Source organism: [Clostridium] fimetarium (assembly GCF_900111235.1).
In the GTDB taxonomy this organism is placed as follows: Bacteria; Bacillota; Clostridia; order Lachnospirales; family Lachnospiraceae; genus Clostridium_N; species Clostridium_N fimetarium.
In genome coordinates, this window is record NZ_FOJI01000006.1 from 83345 (window position 1) to 101983 (window position 18639).

General features: G+C 33.0%; 18 protein-coding genes. 16 read left to right on the forward strand and 2 right to left on the reverse strand.

Features of this window, described 5'->3' with window-relative positions; genetic code table 11:
* Window positions 1-154: 154 nt before the first annotated feature.
* Genes BMY18_RS09155 through mnmA form a run of 4 tightly spaced genes read left to right on the forward strand, consistent with a single transcriptional unit; the run spans window position 155 to window position 3327 of the window.
* Window positions 155-562: an RrF2 family transcriptional regulator gene (locus BMY18_RS09155; protein ID WP_092453197.1), complete on the forward strand. Its 408-nt coding sequence runs from the start codon at window positions 155-157 to the stop codon at window positions 560-562.
* 45 nt (window positions 563-607) lie between these two features.
* On the forward strand, window positions 608-1792 hold the full coding sequence (gene nifS / locus BMY18_RS09160; protein ID WP_092453200.1) for a cysteine desulfurase NifS: 1185 nt from the start codon (window positions 608-610) through the stop codon (window positions 1790-1792).
* Between the two features lie 27 nt (window positions 1793-1819).
* Window positions 1820-2257, forward strand: a complete 438-nt coding sequence (nifU, locus tag BMY18_RS09165; RefSeq protein ID WP_092453203.1) for a Fe-S cluster assembly scaffold protein NifU — start codon at window positions 1820-1822, stop codon at window positions 2255-2257.
* Window positions 2257-3327, forward strand: coding sequence for a tRNA 2-thiouridine(34) synthase MnmA (gene mnmA / locus BMY18_RS09170; RefSeq protein WP_092453206.1), 1071 nt, complete (start codon window positions 2257-2259; stop codon window positions 3325-3327). Before nifU ends, mnmA begins: the two co-directional genes overlap by 1 nt.
* A 105-nt stretch (window positions 3328-3432) precedes the next feature.
* Here the strand turns inward: mnmA and BMY18_RS09175 are convergent, their stop codons facing one another.
* Both BMY18_RS09175 and BMY18_RS09180 read right to left on the reverse strand, forming a co-directional pair.
* Window positions 3433-4254 carry a histidinol-phosphatase HisJ family protein gene (locus tag BMY18_RS09175; protein WP_092453209.1) on the reverse strand — a complete coding sequence of 274 codons (822 nt, stop codon included), beginning with the start codon at window positions 4252-4254 and terminating at the stop codon, window positions 3433-3435.
* Window positions 4255-4393: 139 nt separating this feature from the next.
* Complete coding sequence (locus BMY18_RS09180; RefSeq protein WP_170841364.1) at window positions 4394-5926, reverse strand: dockerin type I repeat-containing protein; 1533 nt, start codon at window positions 5924-5926, stop codon at window positions 4394-4396.
* 526 nt (window positions 5927-6452) lie between these two features.
* Between BMY18_RS09180 and gap the strand changes: the two genes are divergently transcribed.
* From gap to BMY18_RS09240, 12 genes are all read left to right on the forward strand, one after another.
* Window positions 6453-7466: a type I glyceraldehyde-3-phosphate dehydrogenase gene (gene gap, locus BMY18_RS09185; protein ID WP_092453211.1), complete on the forward strand. Its 1014-nt coding sequence runs from the start codon at window positions 6453-6455 to the stop codon at window positions 7464-7466.
* A gap of 185 nt (window positions 7467-7651) precedes the next feature.
* Window positions 7652-8809, forward strand: coding sequence for a phosphoglycerate kinase (locus BMY18_RS09190; RefSeq protein ID WP_408645053.1), 1158 nt, complete (start codon window positions 7652-7654; stop codon window positions 8807-8809).
* Between the two features lie 203 nt (window positions 8810-9012).
* The gene (gene tpiA, locus BMY18_RS09195; RefSeq protein ID WP_092453217.1) at window positions 9013-9759 is read left to right on the forward strand and encodes a triose-phosphate isomerase; all 747 of its coding nucleotides are present in this window, start codon (window positions 9013-9015) and stop codon (window positions 9757-9759) included.
* A gap of 26 nt (window positions 9760-9785) precedes the next feature.
* Complete coding sequence (gene gpmI / locus BMY18_RS09200) at window positions 9786-11327, forward strand: 2,3-bisphosphoglycerate-independent phosphoglycerate mutase (RefSeq protein WP_092453220.1); 1542 nt, start codon at window positions 9786-9788, stop codon at window positions 11325-11327.
* A gap of 61 nt (window positions 11328-11388) precedes the next feature.
* Complete coding sequence (gene secG, locus BMY18_RS09205) at window positions 11389-11637, forward strand: preprotein translocase subunit SecG (RefSeq protein ID WP_242941000.1); 249 nt, start codon at window positions 11389-11391, stop codon at window positions 11635-11637.
* Window positions 11638-11727: 90 nt separating this feature from the next.
* Window positions 11728-13857 (forward strand): ribonuclease R, encoded by a 2130-nt coding sequence (gene rnr / locus BMY18_RS09210; RefSeq protein WP_092453222.1) that lies wholly within the window; start codon window positions 11728-11730, stop codon window positions 13855-13857.
* Window positions 13858-14323: 466 nt separating this feature from the next.
* On the forward strand, window positions 14324-14788 hold the full coding sequence (smpB, locus tag BMY18_RS09215; protein ID WP_092453225.1) for an SsrA-binding protein SmpB: 465 nt from the start codon (window positions 14324-14326) through the stop codon (window positions 14786-14788).
* A 142-nt stretch (window positions 14789-14930) separates the two neighbouring features.
* Entirely contained in the window at window positions 14931-15677 is a 747-nt protein-coding gene (locus BMY18_RS09220) for a YebC/PmpR family DNA-binding transcriptional regulator (protein WP_092453228.1), read from the forward strand.
* Window positions 15678-15878: 201 nt separating this feature from the next.
* Window positions 15879-16535, forward strand: coding sequence for a PilZ domain-containing protein (locus tag BMY18_RS09225; RefSeq protein ID WP_092453231.1), 657 nt, complete (start codon window positions 15879-15881; stop codon window positions 16533-16535).
* Window positions 16536-16595: 60 nt separating this feature from the next.
* Window positions 16596-17057, forward strand: coding sequence for a hypothetical protein (locus BMY18_RS09230; protein WP_092453234.1), 462 nt, complete (start codon window positions 16596-16598; stop codon window positions 17055-17057).
* A gap of 99 nt (window positions 17058-17156) precedes the next feature.
* A complete protein-coding gene (locus BMY18_RS09235; protein ID WP_092453237.1) occupies window positions 17157-17507 on the forward strand; it encodes a HEAT repeat domain-containing protein in 351 nt (116 codons plus the stop codon).
* 206 nt (window positions 17508-17713) lie between these two features.
* Window positions 17714-18613, forward strand: a complete 900-nt coding sequence (locus tag BMY18_RS09240; protein WP_092453240.1) for a chemotaxis protein — start codon at window positions 17714-17716, stop codon at window positions 18611-18613.
* The last annotated feature ends 26 nt before the right edge of the window (window positions 18614-18639 follow it).

Genomic DNA, 18639 nt, shown 5'->3' on the forward strand with positions numbered 1-18639 from the left:
ATTGATAGACTGCATATTATATTATAGGTATTTTAAAATTAATTTTTTTCGTTTTTTTGAAATATATACTTGACATATGTATGACCTAAGTGTAGACTAACAATTAAATCCCGACTAATTTGGTGGGGTATTGAAAGTAGGGGTGAAAAAACTTATGAAAATGTCTACAAAAGCTAGATATGGACTAAGAGCATTGATTGATTTGGCGAGTAATAGTCAAGAAGGTCCTGTATCCATTAACAGTATTGCTGAAAGACAGAAAATTTCAGAAAGTTATCTGGAACAGCTGTTAGCAAAATTACGTAAAGCAGACATTGTGAAAAGTGTAAGAGGATCACAAGGTGGATATGTTTTAGCCAGAGATGCAGAAAATATATCGGTTGGAGATGTTTTACGAACACTGGAGGGCAATTTGAATCCAGTTGAGTGCCCGTTAATTAATGATGAAGTTGATTGTAATGATGAAGATAAATGTGTAAGCAAGTATGTTTGGAAAAAGGTTAATGATAGTATTAATGAAACAGTTGACCACATTACAATAGGTGAATTATTACGTCGTTGAAAATAATGTTAAATTATTAATATATTTTTATAAAGGAGAAAAACTATGGAGAAAAAAATTATTTATTTGGATAATGCAGCAACCACAGCTGTAAAACCAGCAGTATTAGAGGCTATGATCCCATATTTTACAGAAAAGTTTGGTAACCCTTCAAGTATTTACAGCATTTCTGCAGATAATAAAAAGGATATTACTGAGGCAAGAGAGACAATTGCAAAAACAATTAATACAGAAGCAGAAAACATATATTTTACTGCCGGTGGTTCAGAGTCAGATAACTGGGCACTTAAGGCTACTGCAGAAGCTTATGGAAATAAGGGTAAGCATATTATTACAACTAAGATAGAACATCATGCAATACTTCATACTTGTGATTATCTTGCAGAAAAAGGATTTGAAATCACCTACCTAGATGTTGATGAAAATGGTTTAATTAAACTTGACCAATTGAAAAAAGCAATAAGACCAGATACAATCCTTATTTCAATTATGTTTGCCAATAATGAAATCGGTACGATTCAGCCAATTGCTGAAATTGGTAAGATAGCAAAAGAAAATGGTATATTGTTTCATACAGACGCAGTTCAAGCATATACACAAGTGCCAATAGATGTTGATGCGTTGAATATCGATATGTTAAGTACGAGCGGACACAAAATCAATGGCCCTAAGGGAATTGGTTTCTTATACATCAGAAAAGGTGTTAAGATACACTCATTTGTACATGGTGGAGCGCAGGAAAGAAAAAGAAGAGCTGGTACTGAAAATGTTCCTGGTATTATTGGAATGGCTAAAGCAGCTGAAATTGCTACAGGTAATATGAAGGAAAGAACAGAAGAAGAAATAAAACTAAGAGATTATTTAATTGACAGAGTACTTTTAGAAGTTCCATATGCTAGATTAAATGGTGACAGGTACAAGAGACTTCCTAATAATTTCAATGTAAGTTTCCAATTCATTGAAGGCGAGTCACTACTCATTATGCTTGATATGGAAGGAATATGTGGATCAAGTGGTTCCGCTTGTACATCAGGCTCACTAGACCCATCACATGTGCTTTTAGCAATTGGACTTCCTCATGAAATTGCACACGGTTCATTAAGACTTACGTTGAGTGATGAAACAACAAAAGAAGATATTGATTTTGTAATTGAAACAATTAAAAAAATTGTGGAAAGACTAAGAAATATGTCACCACTTTATGAGGATTTTATGAACACCAATAAATAAGATAAATCCAGACGGAGGATAAATTATATGTATAGTGAAAAAGTTATGGACCATTTCCAAAACCCAAGAAATGTTGGAGAAATAGAAAATGCAAGTGGTGTAGGTACAGTAGGAAATGCAAAATGTGGTGATATCATGAGAATATATTTGGATATTGATGAAAACAATATCATAAATGATTGTAAATTCAAAACATTTGGATGCGGAGCAGCAGTTGCAACAAGTAGTATGGCTACAGAATTAGTGAAGGGTAAGTCGATTAATGAAGCCCTTGAGATTACAAATAAAGCGGTAATGGAAGCACTTGATGGACTTCCACCAATTAAAGTACACTGCTCCCTACTTGCAGAAGAAGCAATCCATGCAGCACTTTGGGATTATGCTGAAAAGAATGATATTAAAATTGAAGGTCTTACGAAACCCAAATCAGATATCGGTGAAACTGTAGAAGAGGAAAATTATTAATGAAAAAAGTCGTAGTTGGGATGTCAGGTGGCGTTGATTCTTCGGTAGCAGCATATTTATTGAAAGAACAAGGATATGATGTAATCGGAGTAACAATGCAAATCTGGCAGGATGAAGACAATGTGGTAGTGGAAGAAAATGGTGGATGCTGTGGTCTTAGCGCCGTTGAAGACGCTAGGCGTGTAGCTAACCAACTAGGAATCCCATATTATGTAATGAATTTTAAAAATGAGTTCAAAGAAAAGGTAATGGATTATTTTGTTGCAGAGTATTTAAAAGGGAAAACCCCTAATCCTTGCATAGCATGTAATCGTTATGTAAAATGGGAATCACTTTTAAAGAGAAGCTTGGATATTGGTGCAGATTATATTGCAACGGGTCATTATGCAAGAATCGGTCAGTTACCGAATGGTAGATTTGCTATTAAAAATTCAGTTACTGCTGCAAAAGATCAAACATATGCATTATATAACCTGACTCAGGATCAACTGGCACATACACTTATGCCAGTGGGTGAATATGAAAAAGATCATATAAGGAAAATAGCACAAGAAATAGGCCTTATGGTTGCAAATAAGCCAGATAGCCAGGAAATATGTTTTGTTCCAGATGATGATTATGCAGGATTTATAGAACGAGAAACGAATATTAAGAGCATGCCAGGGAATTTTATCAACTCAAAAGGTGAAGTTTTAGGCAAACATAAAGGGATTGTTCATTATACAGTTGGACAGCGAAAAAGGTTAGGAATTGCTTTGGGACATCCTGTATTTGTAACCAAGATTTGTCCGGAAACGAACGAAGTTGTATTAGGTGAAAATGAAGATGTATTTACACAAAAACTCTATGCAAATAACTTGAACTTTATGTCTGTTGAAAAGTTAGAAGGGCCAATGCGTGTTAAAGCTAAGATTAGATATGGCCATGCTGGTGGAGCTTGTACAATTAATTTGGTTGACGACGATACAGTAGAATGCATATTTGATGAAAAGCAAAGAGCTATAACACCAGGACAAGCAGTCGTTTTTTATGATGGCGATTATGTACTTGGTGGAGGAACTATCCTATAAATCTCAATTTAAAATACACATTACATCACAAAATCTCGCGGACGATAAGGTCAGCGAGATTTTGTATTATAAGCTTGGAATTTGAACGAATGAGCAAATCCTTACCTAAATTTTAATGAATTCAGGTTTCCTATTTTTGAAAATTGTATAGTAGTCAAAACCACTAGACTTCAGGATTTCAGGGACTTTTTCAAAAGCATACGCCAAATGTTCTGGTTTGTGTCCGTCAGAACCAATCGTAATGATTTCACCACCTAATTCTTTGTATTTTTTTATGATATCGCTACTAGGATGAGTTTGATCTAGGCCATATTTAAATCCTGAGGTATTCATTTCAATGCCTTTTCCCTTTTGAATCAAAAGTGATAATGCCTCATCAATAATGTCAGAATAATCTAAATATTTATAAACGAAATTCTTATCAGGGATGTATCTTTTAATATAATCAATATGACCATAAACATCAAACTTGTCACAAACCTTTATGTTTTCTAGGATACTTAGAAAGTATTGCGCAATCCCTTCTTTAATCGTAATTCCATCCCAATAACTCTTGAAATATGGATCAGTACCATTTACAAGATGAGAAGAACCAATAATGAAATCAAAATTGTATTCGTTGCCAAAATTATTAATTATTGGTGCTAAATGCTTTTGAAGTCCTTGTTCTAGACCAATGTATATAGGGAAAATACCTTCATAGTGGACTTTCAGTTCAATCATTTCTTTCATATAAGAGGGTAAATCTAATAAAAACTCTACATTTCCATTTTCTGATGGATAATCAAAGTCATTGTGATCTGTAAAACATATTGAAGAAAGTCCAAGTTCTATCGCTTTTGTGACCATACTTTCGGGAGTTGATTTTGAATCAGAAGAAAAATAGGTATGTAGATGAAAATCAGATAAATTTAAAAATTGATTCATAAAAGCACCTCCAAAAATCTCATTTATAGTTAGTTGTTTGTATTATAGATTAATCCGATTTTATAGTCAAATATTAAAATAAACAAGAGACGTTAGCTTGCGCAACGTCCCTTGCAGTTAAATAATACAAATTACCTGTTTAATAAATATTAAAGTAAATTTCACCTGGTATAATGTTACTTTTACATTTTGTGTTAATGGTATTAACAGTTGCTGTAACTGTACTTCTTGTCGTTGACTGAACTGTTGTGGTTGGAGCAGTTACGCTGTATCCACTTGGTAATTTATCTGCTGAACTACCTGAAAACCCTCGTATATTACTGAATGCTGTAAGTGTAAATGGTAAAATATTATAATTATAAGCATTGTCAAAGGCAACGCAATTCGTAAAGGATGCTGTACAAGCACTATTGTTATTATCAAAGCCTTTTGATTTATGACCAAATGTGAGGCAGTTCTTTATCGTTCTTACACAACTACTGGTAGTATAGGTAGAACCAAATTTGAAACCGTTTGAATTACCTTTATAATTGCTAACCCAGCTTGCAGGACTATAAGCAACGGTAGATGCAGATGTTACTATAAAACTGCTTGTTGGCAGTGTAAATGTACCACTTGCATATAGAGTAGCAAAAGTTGAATCTTTAGCATTAATTAATTCAACTAATAACAGATTTGAATCTAATGCAGCACCTTTATTAAAATCATATAGGCCAGTAAATACGGTTGGATCACCGTTGTTCCAGCAAGCACACTGCTCGTATGATAAATCATAGGTTAATACGTCTTTATTATCATATGAATCCCATCCATCATCTGAATTTTCCCAAGAATAGCAGCCGTAGAATGTGTTTCCGATACCTGCTCCAAGTTTAGGTGCAAACCCATCTGCATTTCCGCCTAATGTATATACGTCACAGTTGCGGTAGCTATAGACAGATTTGATTGTATTGCTATATGCTCCACTAGTTATTTGAAGGCCTGCATCATTATTATAACGTGTAATACAATTATAGATTGTATTGTTGCCTGCAGCGGTTCCTTTGATTTGTATTCCATTATCAGGCGCTTTCTCAATAATCAAATTTTTGATCGTATAATTACTTCCTGTGATTCTAACTCCAACTTGGCTATCACTGGATGCTTTGTCAATATAACTTGAGCGGAAAGAACTAAAGTCGAGTACAGGATATGTACCATCACTGTTTGGAACTCCTATGATTGAAATGTTTGAATTTAAGCCAGATAGTGAAATCTGTCCAGTGCAAGAAATAGTTGTTCCTTCAACATATATTTTACCACCGCCACTTTGTTGCACTCGAGTAACAGCTGCTAAAAGTCCTGAATAAGAAGTTACAATAGTTCCATCGCTTGTATCTATGGTGTTAGTGTTCGTTGTGCCTAATATACTTCTTTGAATATTAAGGATATCAAAGATATCAATATTATTATCATTGTTAGTATCTGCAGCTATTTGATTATCACCCGATAGGGTAGTAGTTCCTAGTATATGATATTGTATTGCAAGTATATCAAAAATATCTACGATACCATCGTTCGTGACGTCATAGGTCAGACGAATAGATGAATCAGCTGCAAACGTACTTTGCGTAACCATGCTGACTAAAACAAATGCCATAAATAAACTTAAAATCTTTCTTAAATTTTTCAAAATCATTTCTCCTTAAGTGTTTTTCTATTAGTATTTTGAATTTTGAAATGCAGTACTTTGATTTTTTGTTTGGAACCATTATGGATACATAATTTGAGAAGTAGAATATGTAGTTAAACTACTAGACTTTAATAATAAATCCACCTATATTTTCTGAAATCAATGTAATATATATATAAAATTAATTTTATGATTTTTAACAAAATATGTCAATATATAAATGCAATATATATAGAATGTAAAGAAAAATATATGATTAATAGTTTCAAAAGTGTGGTCCTATATTTAAATTACGATAAATCAACTTAAAAAAAGATTCAGTATATAATTAAAAAATATGATAATAATAAATATGCAATATATTGCTCTTAAGCTTAAATTTATCACATTACTTTATATAATTTGAAAAAAAAGGGAAATAAGACTTGAAATTTCCTCGTAAATTATGTAGAATGTAATAGGTTGATTATAAATTAACAATCTTTAGAAAATTTTATTATACTTAATACTAGGAGGAATTATAATTATGTCAGTAAAAGTAGCAATTAACGGATTTGGACGTATCGGTAGACTTGCATTTAGACAAATGTTTGGTGCTGAAGGATACGAAGTAGTAGCAATTAACGATTTAACTAGCCCAGCAATGTTGGCGCATTTGTTAAAATATGATTCATCACAGGGTAAATATGCATTAGCTGATAAAGTAACAGCTGGTGAAGATTCAATTACAGTTGATGGAAAAGAAATCAAAATCTATGCAAAAGCAAACGCTGCAGAACTTCCATGGGGAGAAATCGGTGTAGATGTTGTTCTTGAATGTACAGGATTCTATACTTCAAAAGCAAAATCTATGGCACATATTACAGCAGGAGCAAGAAAAGTTGTTATTTCTGCACCAGCTGGTGATGATCTTCCTACAGTTGTTTTCAATGTAAATCATGATATATTAAAAGCAGAAGATACAGTTATCTCAGCTGCTTCATGTACAACTAACTGTTTAGCACCAATGGCTAAAGCTTTAAATGATTTAGCTAAAATCCAATCAGGTATTATGACAACAATTCACGCTTACACAGGAGATCAGATGACACTTGACGGACCACAAAGAAACGGTGATTTCAGAAGATCTCGTGCAGCTGCAGTTAACATCGTTCCTAACTCAACAGGTGCTGCTAAAGCAATCGGTCTTGTTATCCCAGAATTATTGGGCAAATTAATCGGTTCTGCTCAACGTGTACCAGTTCCAACAGGTTCAACTACAATTCTTATCGCAGTTGTTAAAGGCGCAGTTACAGTAGATCAAATCAATGATGCAATGAAAGCAGCAGCAGATGAATCATTTGGATATAATACAGACCTTATCGTATCAAGCGATATTGTTGGTATGAGATTTGGTTCTTTATTTGATGCTACACAGACTTTGGCATCTAAATTACCTAATGGTGATACACAAGTTCAAGTTGTTTCATGGTATGATAACGAAAATTCATACACAAGCCAGATGGTTAGAACAATTAAGTATTTCTCTGAATTAGCTTAATTGTAATTTCAAATAAAAGGTCCTAATCTTTCGGGGTCCGCTCTTGTAGGTTAGACTATAGGACCGGGCCTTGAATTTTATAAATGGATAAAACAATATAAAGAGTAATATTAAATGTAATATAAATAAGAGATGGAGGTATTTATTAAATGCTTAACAAAAAATCAATAGATGATATCAACGTAATGGGTAAAAGAGTATTGGTCAGATGTGATTTTAATGTTCCATTGATTGATGGAAAAATCACAGATGAGAATCGTCTTGTAGCCGCACTTCCAACAATCAAAAAACTGATTAAAGATGGTGGGAAAGTTATTCTTTGCTCACATCTAGGCAAACCAAAAAACGGACCAAGTCCAGAATTTTCATTAGCACCAGTTGCTAAGAGATTAACTGTACTTTTAGGTCAAGAAGTAAAATTTGCACCAGATGATTCAGTGGTTGGCGAAAATGCAAAAGCTGCAATTTCAGCAATGAAGAATGGCGATGTAGTTTTACTTGAAAATACAAGATTTAGACCAGAAGAAACAAAGAATGGTGAAGCATTTAGCAAAGATCTTGCTTCTATTTGTGATATATTTGTAAATGATGCATTTGGTACTGCTCATAGAGCACATTGTTCAAATGTTGGAGTTACAAAATTTGTTGATACCGCAGTCGTTGGATACTTAATGGAAAAAGAAATTAATTTCCTTGGAAATGCAGTAAACAATCCAGTTAGACCATTTGTTGCAATACTTGGTGGTTCTAAAGTTTCATCAAAGATTTCTGTAATCAATAATCTGTTAGATAAAGTTGATACAATAATCATTGGCGGTGGTATGTCTTATACATTCCGTAAAGCTTTAGGCGGAAATATTGGTAAATCACTTGTTGAAGAAGATTATCTATCATATGCATTAGAGATGATGGAAAAAGCGAAAGCGAAAAACGTTCAATTTTTAATTCCTATCGATGAAGTAACTGTAAAAGAATTTAAAAATGAATCTCCAATCAAAATAGTTGCATCAGGAGAAATGGAAGCTGATGATATAGGCGTTGATATTGGACCAAAGACTTGTGAATTATATACAAATGCATTAACAGATGCAAAATTAGTAGTATGGAATGGTCCAATGGGCGTATTCGAATTTCCTAACTTTGCAACTGGTACAATTGCAGTAGCTAAAAAATTATCAGAAATCGATGCTATTACAATCATCGGTGGTGGTGATTCTGCATCAGCAGTTAATAATTTGGGTTTTGGTGATAAGATGACTCATATTTCTACTGGTGGTGGCGCATCACTTGAATTCCTTGAAGGAAAAGAACTTCCAGGCGTTTTAGCTGCAAATGATAAATAGTATTAAATAATAATATTCTGGATTTGTGTTATAATTACAATAACACAGGTTCAGAATATTAGTTTTTGTCTATATAAATTTACAATCAATATAATTTGAATCTAGAAAAATGATAATGATATAATTACCTGAATTTAAAGGGAAAACGAATATGTATTATAAAATAATAAGCAAATAATGGCTTATATTAGGAGGATTTAGTTATGAGAAAGAAGATTGTTGCAGGAAATTGGAAAATGAATACGACTCCAAGTCAAGCGATTGATTTGATAGAGAAATTAAAACCATTGGTTAAAAATGATGATGTAGAGGTTATATTTTGTGTACCATATGTATCATTGATGTTAGCCGTGGATGCTGTAAAAGACACGAAAATCGGAATTGGCGCTCAAAATTTCTACTTTGAAGAAAGCGGTGCATACACTGGTGAAATATCAGCATCAATGTTAAAAGATATCGGAGTAAAATATGTAATTATAGGACACTCTGAAAGAAGACAATATTTTAATGAAACAGACGAAATTGTTAATAAAAAATTATTAAAAGCATTTGAATATGAAATCACTCCAATTGTTTGTTGTGGAGAAACTTTAGAACAAAGAGAAGCTGGAGTTACAATAGATCATATTACAACACAAATTAAAAATGCATTTAGAAATGTTAGTGATGATTTGGCAAAAAAAGCTATCATAGCATATGAGCCAATATGGGCTATTGGTACAGGCGTAGTTGCTACGTCAGATCAAGCTGAAGAAGTATGTGCCTCAATAAGAGCATGTATTAGCGAAATTTACGATAAAGAAACGGCTGAAATAATTAGTATTTTATATGGTGGAAGTGTTTCATCTGCTAATGTAAAAGAACTTTTTAAAAAGCATAATATAGATGGTGGATTGGTTGGCGGTGTCAGTCTTAAACCTGAATTCGGCGATGTGGTAAATTATAAATAAATTTAGAACTTAAGGAGAAAAAAGTTATGAACAAGAAACCAACAGTTTTAATGATACTTGATGGGTATGGCTTGAATGATGAAAAAAGAGGAAACTGCGTTGCAAATGCAAAGACTCCAGTTATTAATAATCTTATGAAGGACTATCCATATGTAAAAGGCTATGCAAGTGGCTTAGCAGTTGGACTTCCAGATGGTCAGATGGGTAATTCAGAAGTTGGTCACCTAAATATGGGTGCTGGTAGAATTGTATACCAAGAACTTACAAGAATTACGAAAGAAATTAAAGATGGCGATTTTTTTAACAATGAAGAGCTACTTGCTGCAATTAAAAATTGTAAGAAATACAACTCTGATTTACATTTATTTGGATTATTATCTAATGGTGGTGTTCATAGTCATAATACTCATTTATATGCATTACTTGAGCTTGCTAAAAAAGAAGGATTTAATAATGTATATGTTCATGCTTTTCTTGATGGACGTGATACTGCTCCTGATTCAGGGAAAGAATTTGTTGCTCAATTATTAGATAAGATGAAAGAAATTGGCGTAGGTCAGATTGCATCCGTTATGGGACGTTACTACGCAATGGATAGAGATAACAGATGGGATAGAGTCGAACTTGCATACAATGCAATGGCAAACGGTGTAGGCGAAAAAGCGGAAAATGCTTTAGCTGCAGTTGAAAAATCTTATGAAGCTGGTAAGCAAGATGAATTTGTTGCTCCAACAGTTGTAGAAAAAGATGGAAAACCACTTGCAACAATTAAAGATAATGATTCTGTTATTTGTTTTAACTTTAGACCAGATAGAGCTAGAGAAATCACAAGAACGTTTTGTGATGATTCATTTGCTGGATTTGAAAGAGGAGCAAGAAAGCTAACCAAGTTTGTATGTTTTTCAGAATATGATATCACAATTGCGAATAAGTCTGTAGCATTCAAAAAGGTTGCAATTTCTAATACATTTGGTCAATTCCTTGCAGCTAACAATAAAACGGATGCAAGAATTGCAGAAACAGAAAAATATGCGCATGTTACATTTTTCTTCAACGGTGGTATTGAAGAGCCGAACAAGGGAGAAGATAGAATTCTTGTAAAATCACCAAAGGTTGCGACCTATGATTTACAGCCTGAGATGAGTGCTATTGAAGTATGTGATAAATTAGTTGAAGCAATCAAAGCAGACAAATATGATGTGATTATAATAAATTTTGCAAACGCAGATATGGTTGGTCATACTGGAATCGAAAAGGCTGCTATCAAAGCGGTAGAGACAGTAGATGCTTGCGTTGGAAGAGCTGTTGCAGCAATTAAAGAAGTTGATGGGACAATGTTTATATGTGCCGATCATGGTAATGCGGAGCAACTTGTTGATTATGTTACAGGTGGAAGCTTTACAGCACATACGACGAACCCAGTACCATTTATTCTTGTCAATTATGATGAGGCTTATAAACTTAGAGAAGGTGGGTGTCTTGCAGATATTGCACCAACACTTATTGAAATAATGGGGTTAGTACAACCAAAGGAAATGACAGGAAAATCACTCCTTATTAAAAAATAAATTGAAATTTGGAAAAACTTGTGGTACAATCAATCCTATGTGGATTATAGGAGGTGTATGTATGTCAGTAGCAGATATTGTAAGATTAATAATTATAGGTATTTTTATTTTAATTTGTATAGCATTAACAGTAATCGTTTTAATGCAAGAAGGTAAGTCAGCAGGGCTTTCAGGAGCTATTAATGGTGTCGCAGATACTTATTGGGGCAAAAACAAAGGTCGTTCAATAGAGGGAAAACTTGTAAAGTTTACTAAGTTTCTTGCTATAGGATTTATTGTACTTGCAGCTGTTTTGAATATTAAATTCTAATAAAGGAAACACTCTTTTGTGGAAGAGTGTTTTTTTGCTTTTAAAGTTTACAAAAATATAATCACAAAATAAGAAATATGGGAGGAATATATGGATAAAGATTTATTTAATAAAAGAAAAAAAACAATTACAGAATTAATTAGTGATGAACATTATGTTCCTATGAAAATAAAAGAAATAGCAATTTTACTTCAAATTCCAAAAGAAAATAGAGCAGATTTGCAGGCAGTTATGGATGCATTAATGGATGATGGAATAATAAGTATTTCAAAAAGAGGAAAATATGGTAAGGCAGAGGCAACTGCAGTTATTGGTAACTATATTGGTAATAAGCGCGGTTTTGGTTTTGTTGAAGTAGAGGATATGGAACAAGATATATTTATTCCAGAAAGTCAATCTAACAATGCATTTCATCAGGATAAAGTGAAAGTAGTTGTTACATCTTCAAGCCAGAATGGAAAGAGATGTGAAGGACGTATTGTTGAGGTTTTAGATCATGGAATAAAAGAAATCGTTGGTACATTCCAAAAGAATAAGTCATTTGGCTTTGTTATTCCGGATAATGGGAAGTTAGCATTTGATGTATTTATTCCAGAAGAAAACACAATGGGTGCTGTTACTGGTCACAAAGTAGTCATTAAGATGGTTAATTATGGACAAAATGGTAGGAAACCAGAGGGTAAGGTTATTGAGATAATTGGACATATTAATGATCCTGGAACGGATATTATGTCAATTGTCAAAGGCTATGAATTACCAGTCGAATTTCCAGATGAAGTTATGAAATTTACAAACAACATTACAAATGTAGTAGATGAAAAGGATAAAGCTGGAAGATTAGATCTGCGTAATGTTCAAACAGTTACGATAGATGGAGAAGATGCTAAGGATCTAGATGATGCAATAACAGTTACAAAAAATGGAGACATTTATCAGTTGGGCGTTCATATTGCAGATGTAAGTCATTATGTAACTGAGTATAGTCCTCTCGACATAGAAGCATTAAGCAGAGGGACAAGCGTTTATCTTGTTGACCGAGTTATCCCTATGCTTCCACATAAGCTCTCTAATGGCCTCTGTTCGTTGAACCAAGGGGAAGATAGACTTGCACTGAGTTGTATTATGGATATTGATGAAAAAGGTACTGTCTTAAGTCACAAAATTGCAGAAACTGTGATAAATGTTGATAGACGAATGTCTTATACAAGCGTGAAAAAGATACTTGTTGATAAAGACGAAGAGCAGATTAAAGAATACGAAGCACTTATTCCAATGTTTAAATTGATGGATGAATTAGCTGAAATCCTTCGTGCAAAACGTAAGACAAGAGGTTCAATTGATTTTGACTTCCCTGAAACTAAGATTACACTTGATGAAGAGGGTCATACAATTGATGTTAAGCCATATGATAGAAATGCTGCAACTAAGATAATTGAGGACTTTATGCTTATTGCAAATGAAACAGTTGCTGAAGATTATTTCTGGCAAGAGATTCCATTTGTATATAGAAGTCATGAAAATCCAGATCCAGAGAGAATTATGAAGCTCTCTACGTTTATTAATAATTTTGGATATTCTCTTAAAGTAACAGCAGAAGATATACATCCGAAGGAACTTCAGAAGCTTCTAACAAAAATCGAAGGAACTGACGAGGAAAATCTAATTAGCAGATTAACACTTCGTTCAATGAAACGTGCTCAATATACAACAGAGTGTATCGGACATTTTGGACTTGCTGCTAAGTATTATTGCCATTTTACATCTCCAATTAGAAGATATCCTGATTTGCAGATTCATAGAATTATTAAAGAATCTCTTCATGGCGGGATGAAAGAAAAAAGAATTAAACATTACACTGAAATTCTTCCAGAAGTTGCTACACACACAAGTACAACGGAAAGACGTGCAGATGATGCTGAAAGAGATACAAATAAATTAAAGATGGTTGAATATATGCAAAAATATATTGGACAACAGTTTGACGGCGTTATTTCAAGTATTACAAGTTGGGGAATTTATGTGGAATTACCTAGTACAATTGAAGGTATGATATCGATTGCAACACTAAAAGATGGCCCATATTCTTATGATGAAAACCATTATGAACTAAATAATCAAACAACGAATAAGACATTTAAACTTGGACAAAAGGTTAAAGTTGAAGTTGCTAAAACAGATAAGATGCTTCGCACTATTGATTTTGAGTTGATCGAAGACTGAGAGATGTTGGTGGTGAATATGAATTTGCAATGAATCATTTTGCTTGCCTTTCCTTCAAGTAGCATGCTTTTTGCAAGCCTCAGAGATGATGAAAAGTCTCACTTCGTTCGATTTTCATCTGAGTCTTGGAAAAAACATAGGCGCTACTTTCAGCCGGTCTGCGCAAAATGAGTCATTGCAAATTCATATTTACTATTCACATTTTGTGGGATGGGCGTGAAGAGCAAGGGCAAAGGGCAAAGAGCAAAGGGCAAAGAGCAAAGGGCTAAGAGCTAAGATCGAGGGCAAAATTAGACGCTTAAGCATGCGAATGAACAAAATAGTAGCAAAACCAAGATAAAAACAAAAAATTAATGACAAAGTTTAATGAAAAGGCTAATATAGAAACAGAAACAGGAACAAACATAGAAATATAACAAAAAAAATAATAACAAGTAAGATATATTAGGATGGGGAGGAGAGAATTATGGCAGAGGAAGCTCGAAAACTGGTTGCCAATAACAAAAAGGCTAGATTTGATTATTTTATAGAAGCTGAGTATGAGGCGGGAATGGTGCTTCATGGTACAGAAGTGAAATCTATTCGTATGGGTAAATGTAGCATTAAAGAGGGATTTATTCGTATCGAAAATGGTGAAGTCTTTATATATAACATGAATGTTACTCCGTATGAAAAAGGTAATATATTTAATAAAGATCCTTTGAGGACGAAAAAATTATTACTTCATCAATTTGAAATCAATAAGCTTGCTGGACAAATGGCAGTAAAAGGTTATACTTTGGTCCCTTTACAGTTATATTTAATAGGTAACCTTGTTAAGTTGCAAATCGGACTTGCTAAAGGTAAAAAGTTATACGATAAACGTCACGATATAGCTAAAAAAGATCAACAACGAGAGATACAAAAAGATTTTAAGGTACAGAATATGTAAAAATAAATGCACTCACATTGCTATGTGGAATTAATACTTGTTATTGTTGATGAATAATGATAAAATTAATTAGAAGTTTTTAGCGGTGGAGTGCTTTCGTATTTTCACAGTTAATATTATACATAGTTAAGGAGAATATTTTATGTCAGGACATTCAAAATTTGCCAATATTAAGCGCAAAAAGGAAAAAAATGATGCTACTAAGGGCAAAATATTTACTAAGATTGGTAAAGAACTAATGGTTGCTGTTAAAGAGGGCGGATCAGATGTAAGTAATAATAATAAGTTAAGAGATGTTATTGCAAAAGCAAAGGCAAATAATATGCCGAATGATTCAATTGATAGAAATATTAAAAAGGTCGTTGCTGATGCCAATGCAGCCAATTTTGAAACAGTCGTATATGAAGGTTATGGACCTAGTGGAACTGCAATTATTGTTGAGGCACTTACAGATAACCGAAACAGAGCTGCTTCAAATATACGTAATGCATTTACAAAAGGTGGCGGTAATGTTGGAACACCTGGTTGTGTGTCATTTATGTTTGATAAAAAAGGTCAGATTATTATTGATAAAGAAGACTGTTCAATGGATGCTGATGAATTAATGATGATATCACTTGATGCAGGAGCAGATGATTTTGCAGAAGAAGACGATAGCTTTGAAATATTAACAAATCCAGATGATATCGGGATTGTAAGAGAAGCGTTAGAAGCAGCTAAAGTCAAGATGGTATCAGTAGAAGTAACAAGGATTCCTCAGACATGGGTTGAAATCTCTAATGAAGGTGATGTCAAGAGAATGAACCGTATTATTGATTTACTAATGGAAGATGATGATGTTCAAGATGTATTCCATAACTGGGAAATGCCTGTTGAAGACGAAGAGTAAAGGGATATTAATTATCCTGTATTTATCACAGCTTATATAAGTGTGATAAATACAGGATTTTTTTGTTTGGTAGCAATTATAAAAATGAATATAATTTAGTAAAATAAGTGAATGTATGCAAAAACATATTCCATAATAGTATGATTAATGATATGATTAAAATATATATTAATGTATCCATACCAAGGAGGAAAATAACAAATGCGCTTGTCACAACTAGTTCAAAATAGCAATCTTGTACTTGAAATTAATATTAATAATCAGCATTTGGAATTCGAGTCAACTGTTATTACAAAAATCGGAGATTATATATTAATTGAGCCTGTTAGGGTTAGTGGGAAAGTTGTGAATTTTGAGATAGGCAATGTCTTGGTTGATATGCTTCTAATTCGAAGAGATAAAAAACCAGTTGCTTGGAAACGCGTTTTATTAAAAAATGTAATATATAAAAACAAGACTTATTACAAAGTTATTCCTACAGGGGATGGCTTTGAAATTAATAGAAGAAATGCATTTAGATTATCTGTTGAAGTGAAAGGCGTTGTTCAAGTTGGCACGAATAGTGTGCCAATGGATGTAATTCTTAAGGATATTAGTCAAAATGGATTTTTATTTGTCAGCAAAGATATTATTGACAGACCGCTCAAATCTATTGTTAGATTGGTATTTATTGACCTCAATAAATCTTTAAATCTTAATGGATTGTTAGTAAGGAAAGAAAGAATTAACCAATCAAAGTATTTTTATGGTTGTGTGCTTAATATTAAGAATCAATTTCTTAGTCAATATATGAATGATAAGAATGCAGATATGTTATCAAAACAGAGTATTGTTATAACGAATCGAAAGACCTTTTAAAAGGGTTTAATTAAAAGAAATATGTTGGAAAATTTATTATGATTGGTTTAGGAGTAAAAAATGGAAAATGATAAAAGAATAAAATTATTAGAAAATGCTAAGGTTTGTTCAAAATGTGGTGTTCAAATGACATATATATATGGTGAGATGTTTGAGTGTAAGAGTTGTGGTAATAAGGAACTTTCGGATTTTGGCATAATCAAAGAATTTTTAGAAAAAAATGGACCTCGACCAGCAATCGTTATTCATGATGAAACGGGCATTCCAGTAGATTATATAAATAAGTTGTTAAGAGAAGGCCGAATGGAAATTCCGGATGGTTCTGATTCATATATAAAATGTCAAAAATGTGGTACAGATATTCGTTATGGGAAATATTGCCCGGATTGTATGATTACGCTGACTAAAAATGTGAGTCAGGCATTGTGGATGCCTGAGGTCGGAGAAAAGCCTAAAATAATAAGCAAAAAAAACAGTGAAATCTCATTTGCCTCTTATATTAAAAGAAAAGAAGACAGATAACAAGAAAAGATATAGCCTATACTATTGTAACAATCGTTCTAGAGTGCTATAGTGTAAGTAATGCTATTTATTATGGCGACAAAAGAAAGAAGGCATACTATGTTTGGTTTAGGTGTTAAGATGTCACAGGAAGAGAAAATGATTAAATTAGTTAAGAAGGGAGATTGGGGATCACTTAGTAATTATATGGAAAAAGATACTGAGACTAAGGTGAACTTATCTAAGGCATGTGCTAATTCTTCTTCTAGCGACTGCATGAATATATTACTTCTTTTGATTGAAGAGCCAGAAATCGAAGTTAAACTTGCAGCTGTAAAATCATTATCAGTAGTGGGAACAGATCATGAAACTGCAGCATTACAGCAGTTACTTATGAAGACTCCAAAAGAAAATGAAGAGTTAAGAGGCGCAATCACTTCTGCAGTTCAAGTAATGAGACATAAAGCGTAATTATATAATGAAATAATATTAAAATAAGGGCCCGCTGATGCGAGGCTTTTATTTGTGTATAGAAATAATTCAGTAGCACGCTTCCGTTACTTAATATATATATATATTAATAATAGTTTGCTGTAAATTGTTGTAAATTGTTGTCTTTTGGCAGAAAATTTGTTATAATTACATTTATAAAACGGTATCTTTTGGAGGGCAATAATATGGAATCTAATATTTTAATGGAAAGTGGTACAAATGAACTTGAAATACTTGAATTTATGATTGGAAATAACCACTATGGAATTAATGTGGCTAAGATCAAGGAGATAGTTCCCTTTAATATTGTAACACCTGTGCCTAATGCGAATCCTTCGGTAGAGGGTATTTTTATGCCAAGAGATTTATTGATTACTGTTATTGATTTAGCGAAGGTAATTCACAATGCTGCTTCCGAAGACCCTAGTAAAGACATGTTTATTATTACGAATTTTAACAAGTTAAATGTGGCATTCCATGTACATAAAGTTGTTGGTATTCATAGAGTTTCATGGGTGGATATTATTACCCCTGATTCTACAATTAATACTGCAGAAAACGGAATTGCAACAGGTATTATTAAAATCAATGGTCAATTAATTGTTATATTGGATTTTGAAAGAATTGTTTCTGAGATTAGTCCGGAAACAGGACTGAAAGTTTCTGAAATAGATAAGTTAGAAGGAAGAATCAGAAATACTTCTCCGATTATTATAGCAGAAGATTCCCCATTACTTAGTAAGATGATATTAGATTCATTACAGAGGGCTGGATATATTAACCTTATATTATTTAAAAACGGTAAAGAAGCTTGGGATGAACTTACTAACATTAAGAATAAAGGGACAATTGCCAAAGATGTTCACTGCGTAATTACTGATTTGGAAATGCCATTAATGGATGGACATAGGCTAACAAAATTAATTAAAACAGATAAAGAATTACAACATATTCCTGTAATTATTTTTTCCTCTCTCATTAATGATCAGATGAGATTAAAGGGCGATTCGGTTGGAGCTGATGTTCAACTTTCAAAACCAGAAATCGGATTATTAGTTCATGAGATTGATAAGTTACTAGCATAATTGTTTATAATGCTGGAATCATAAAT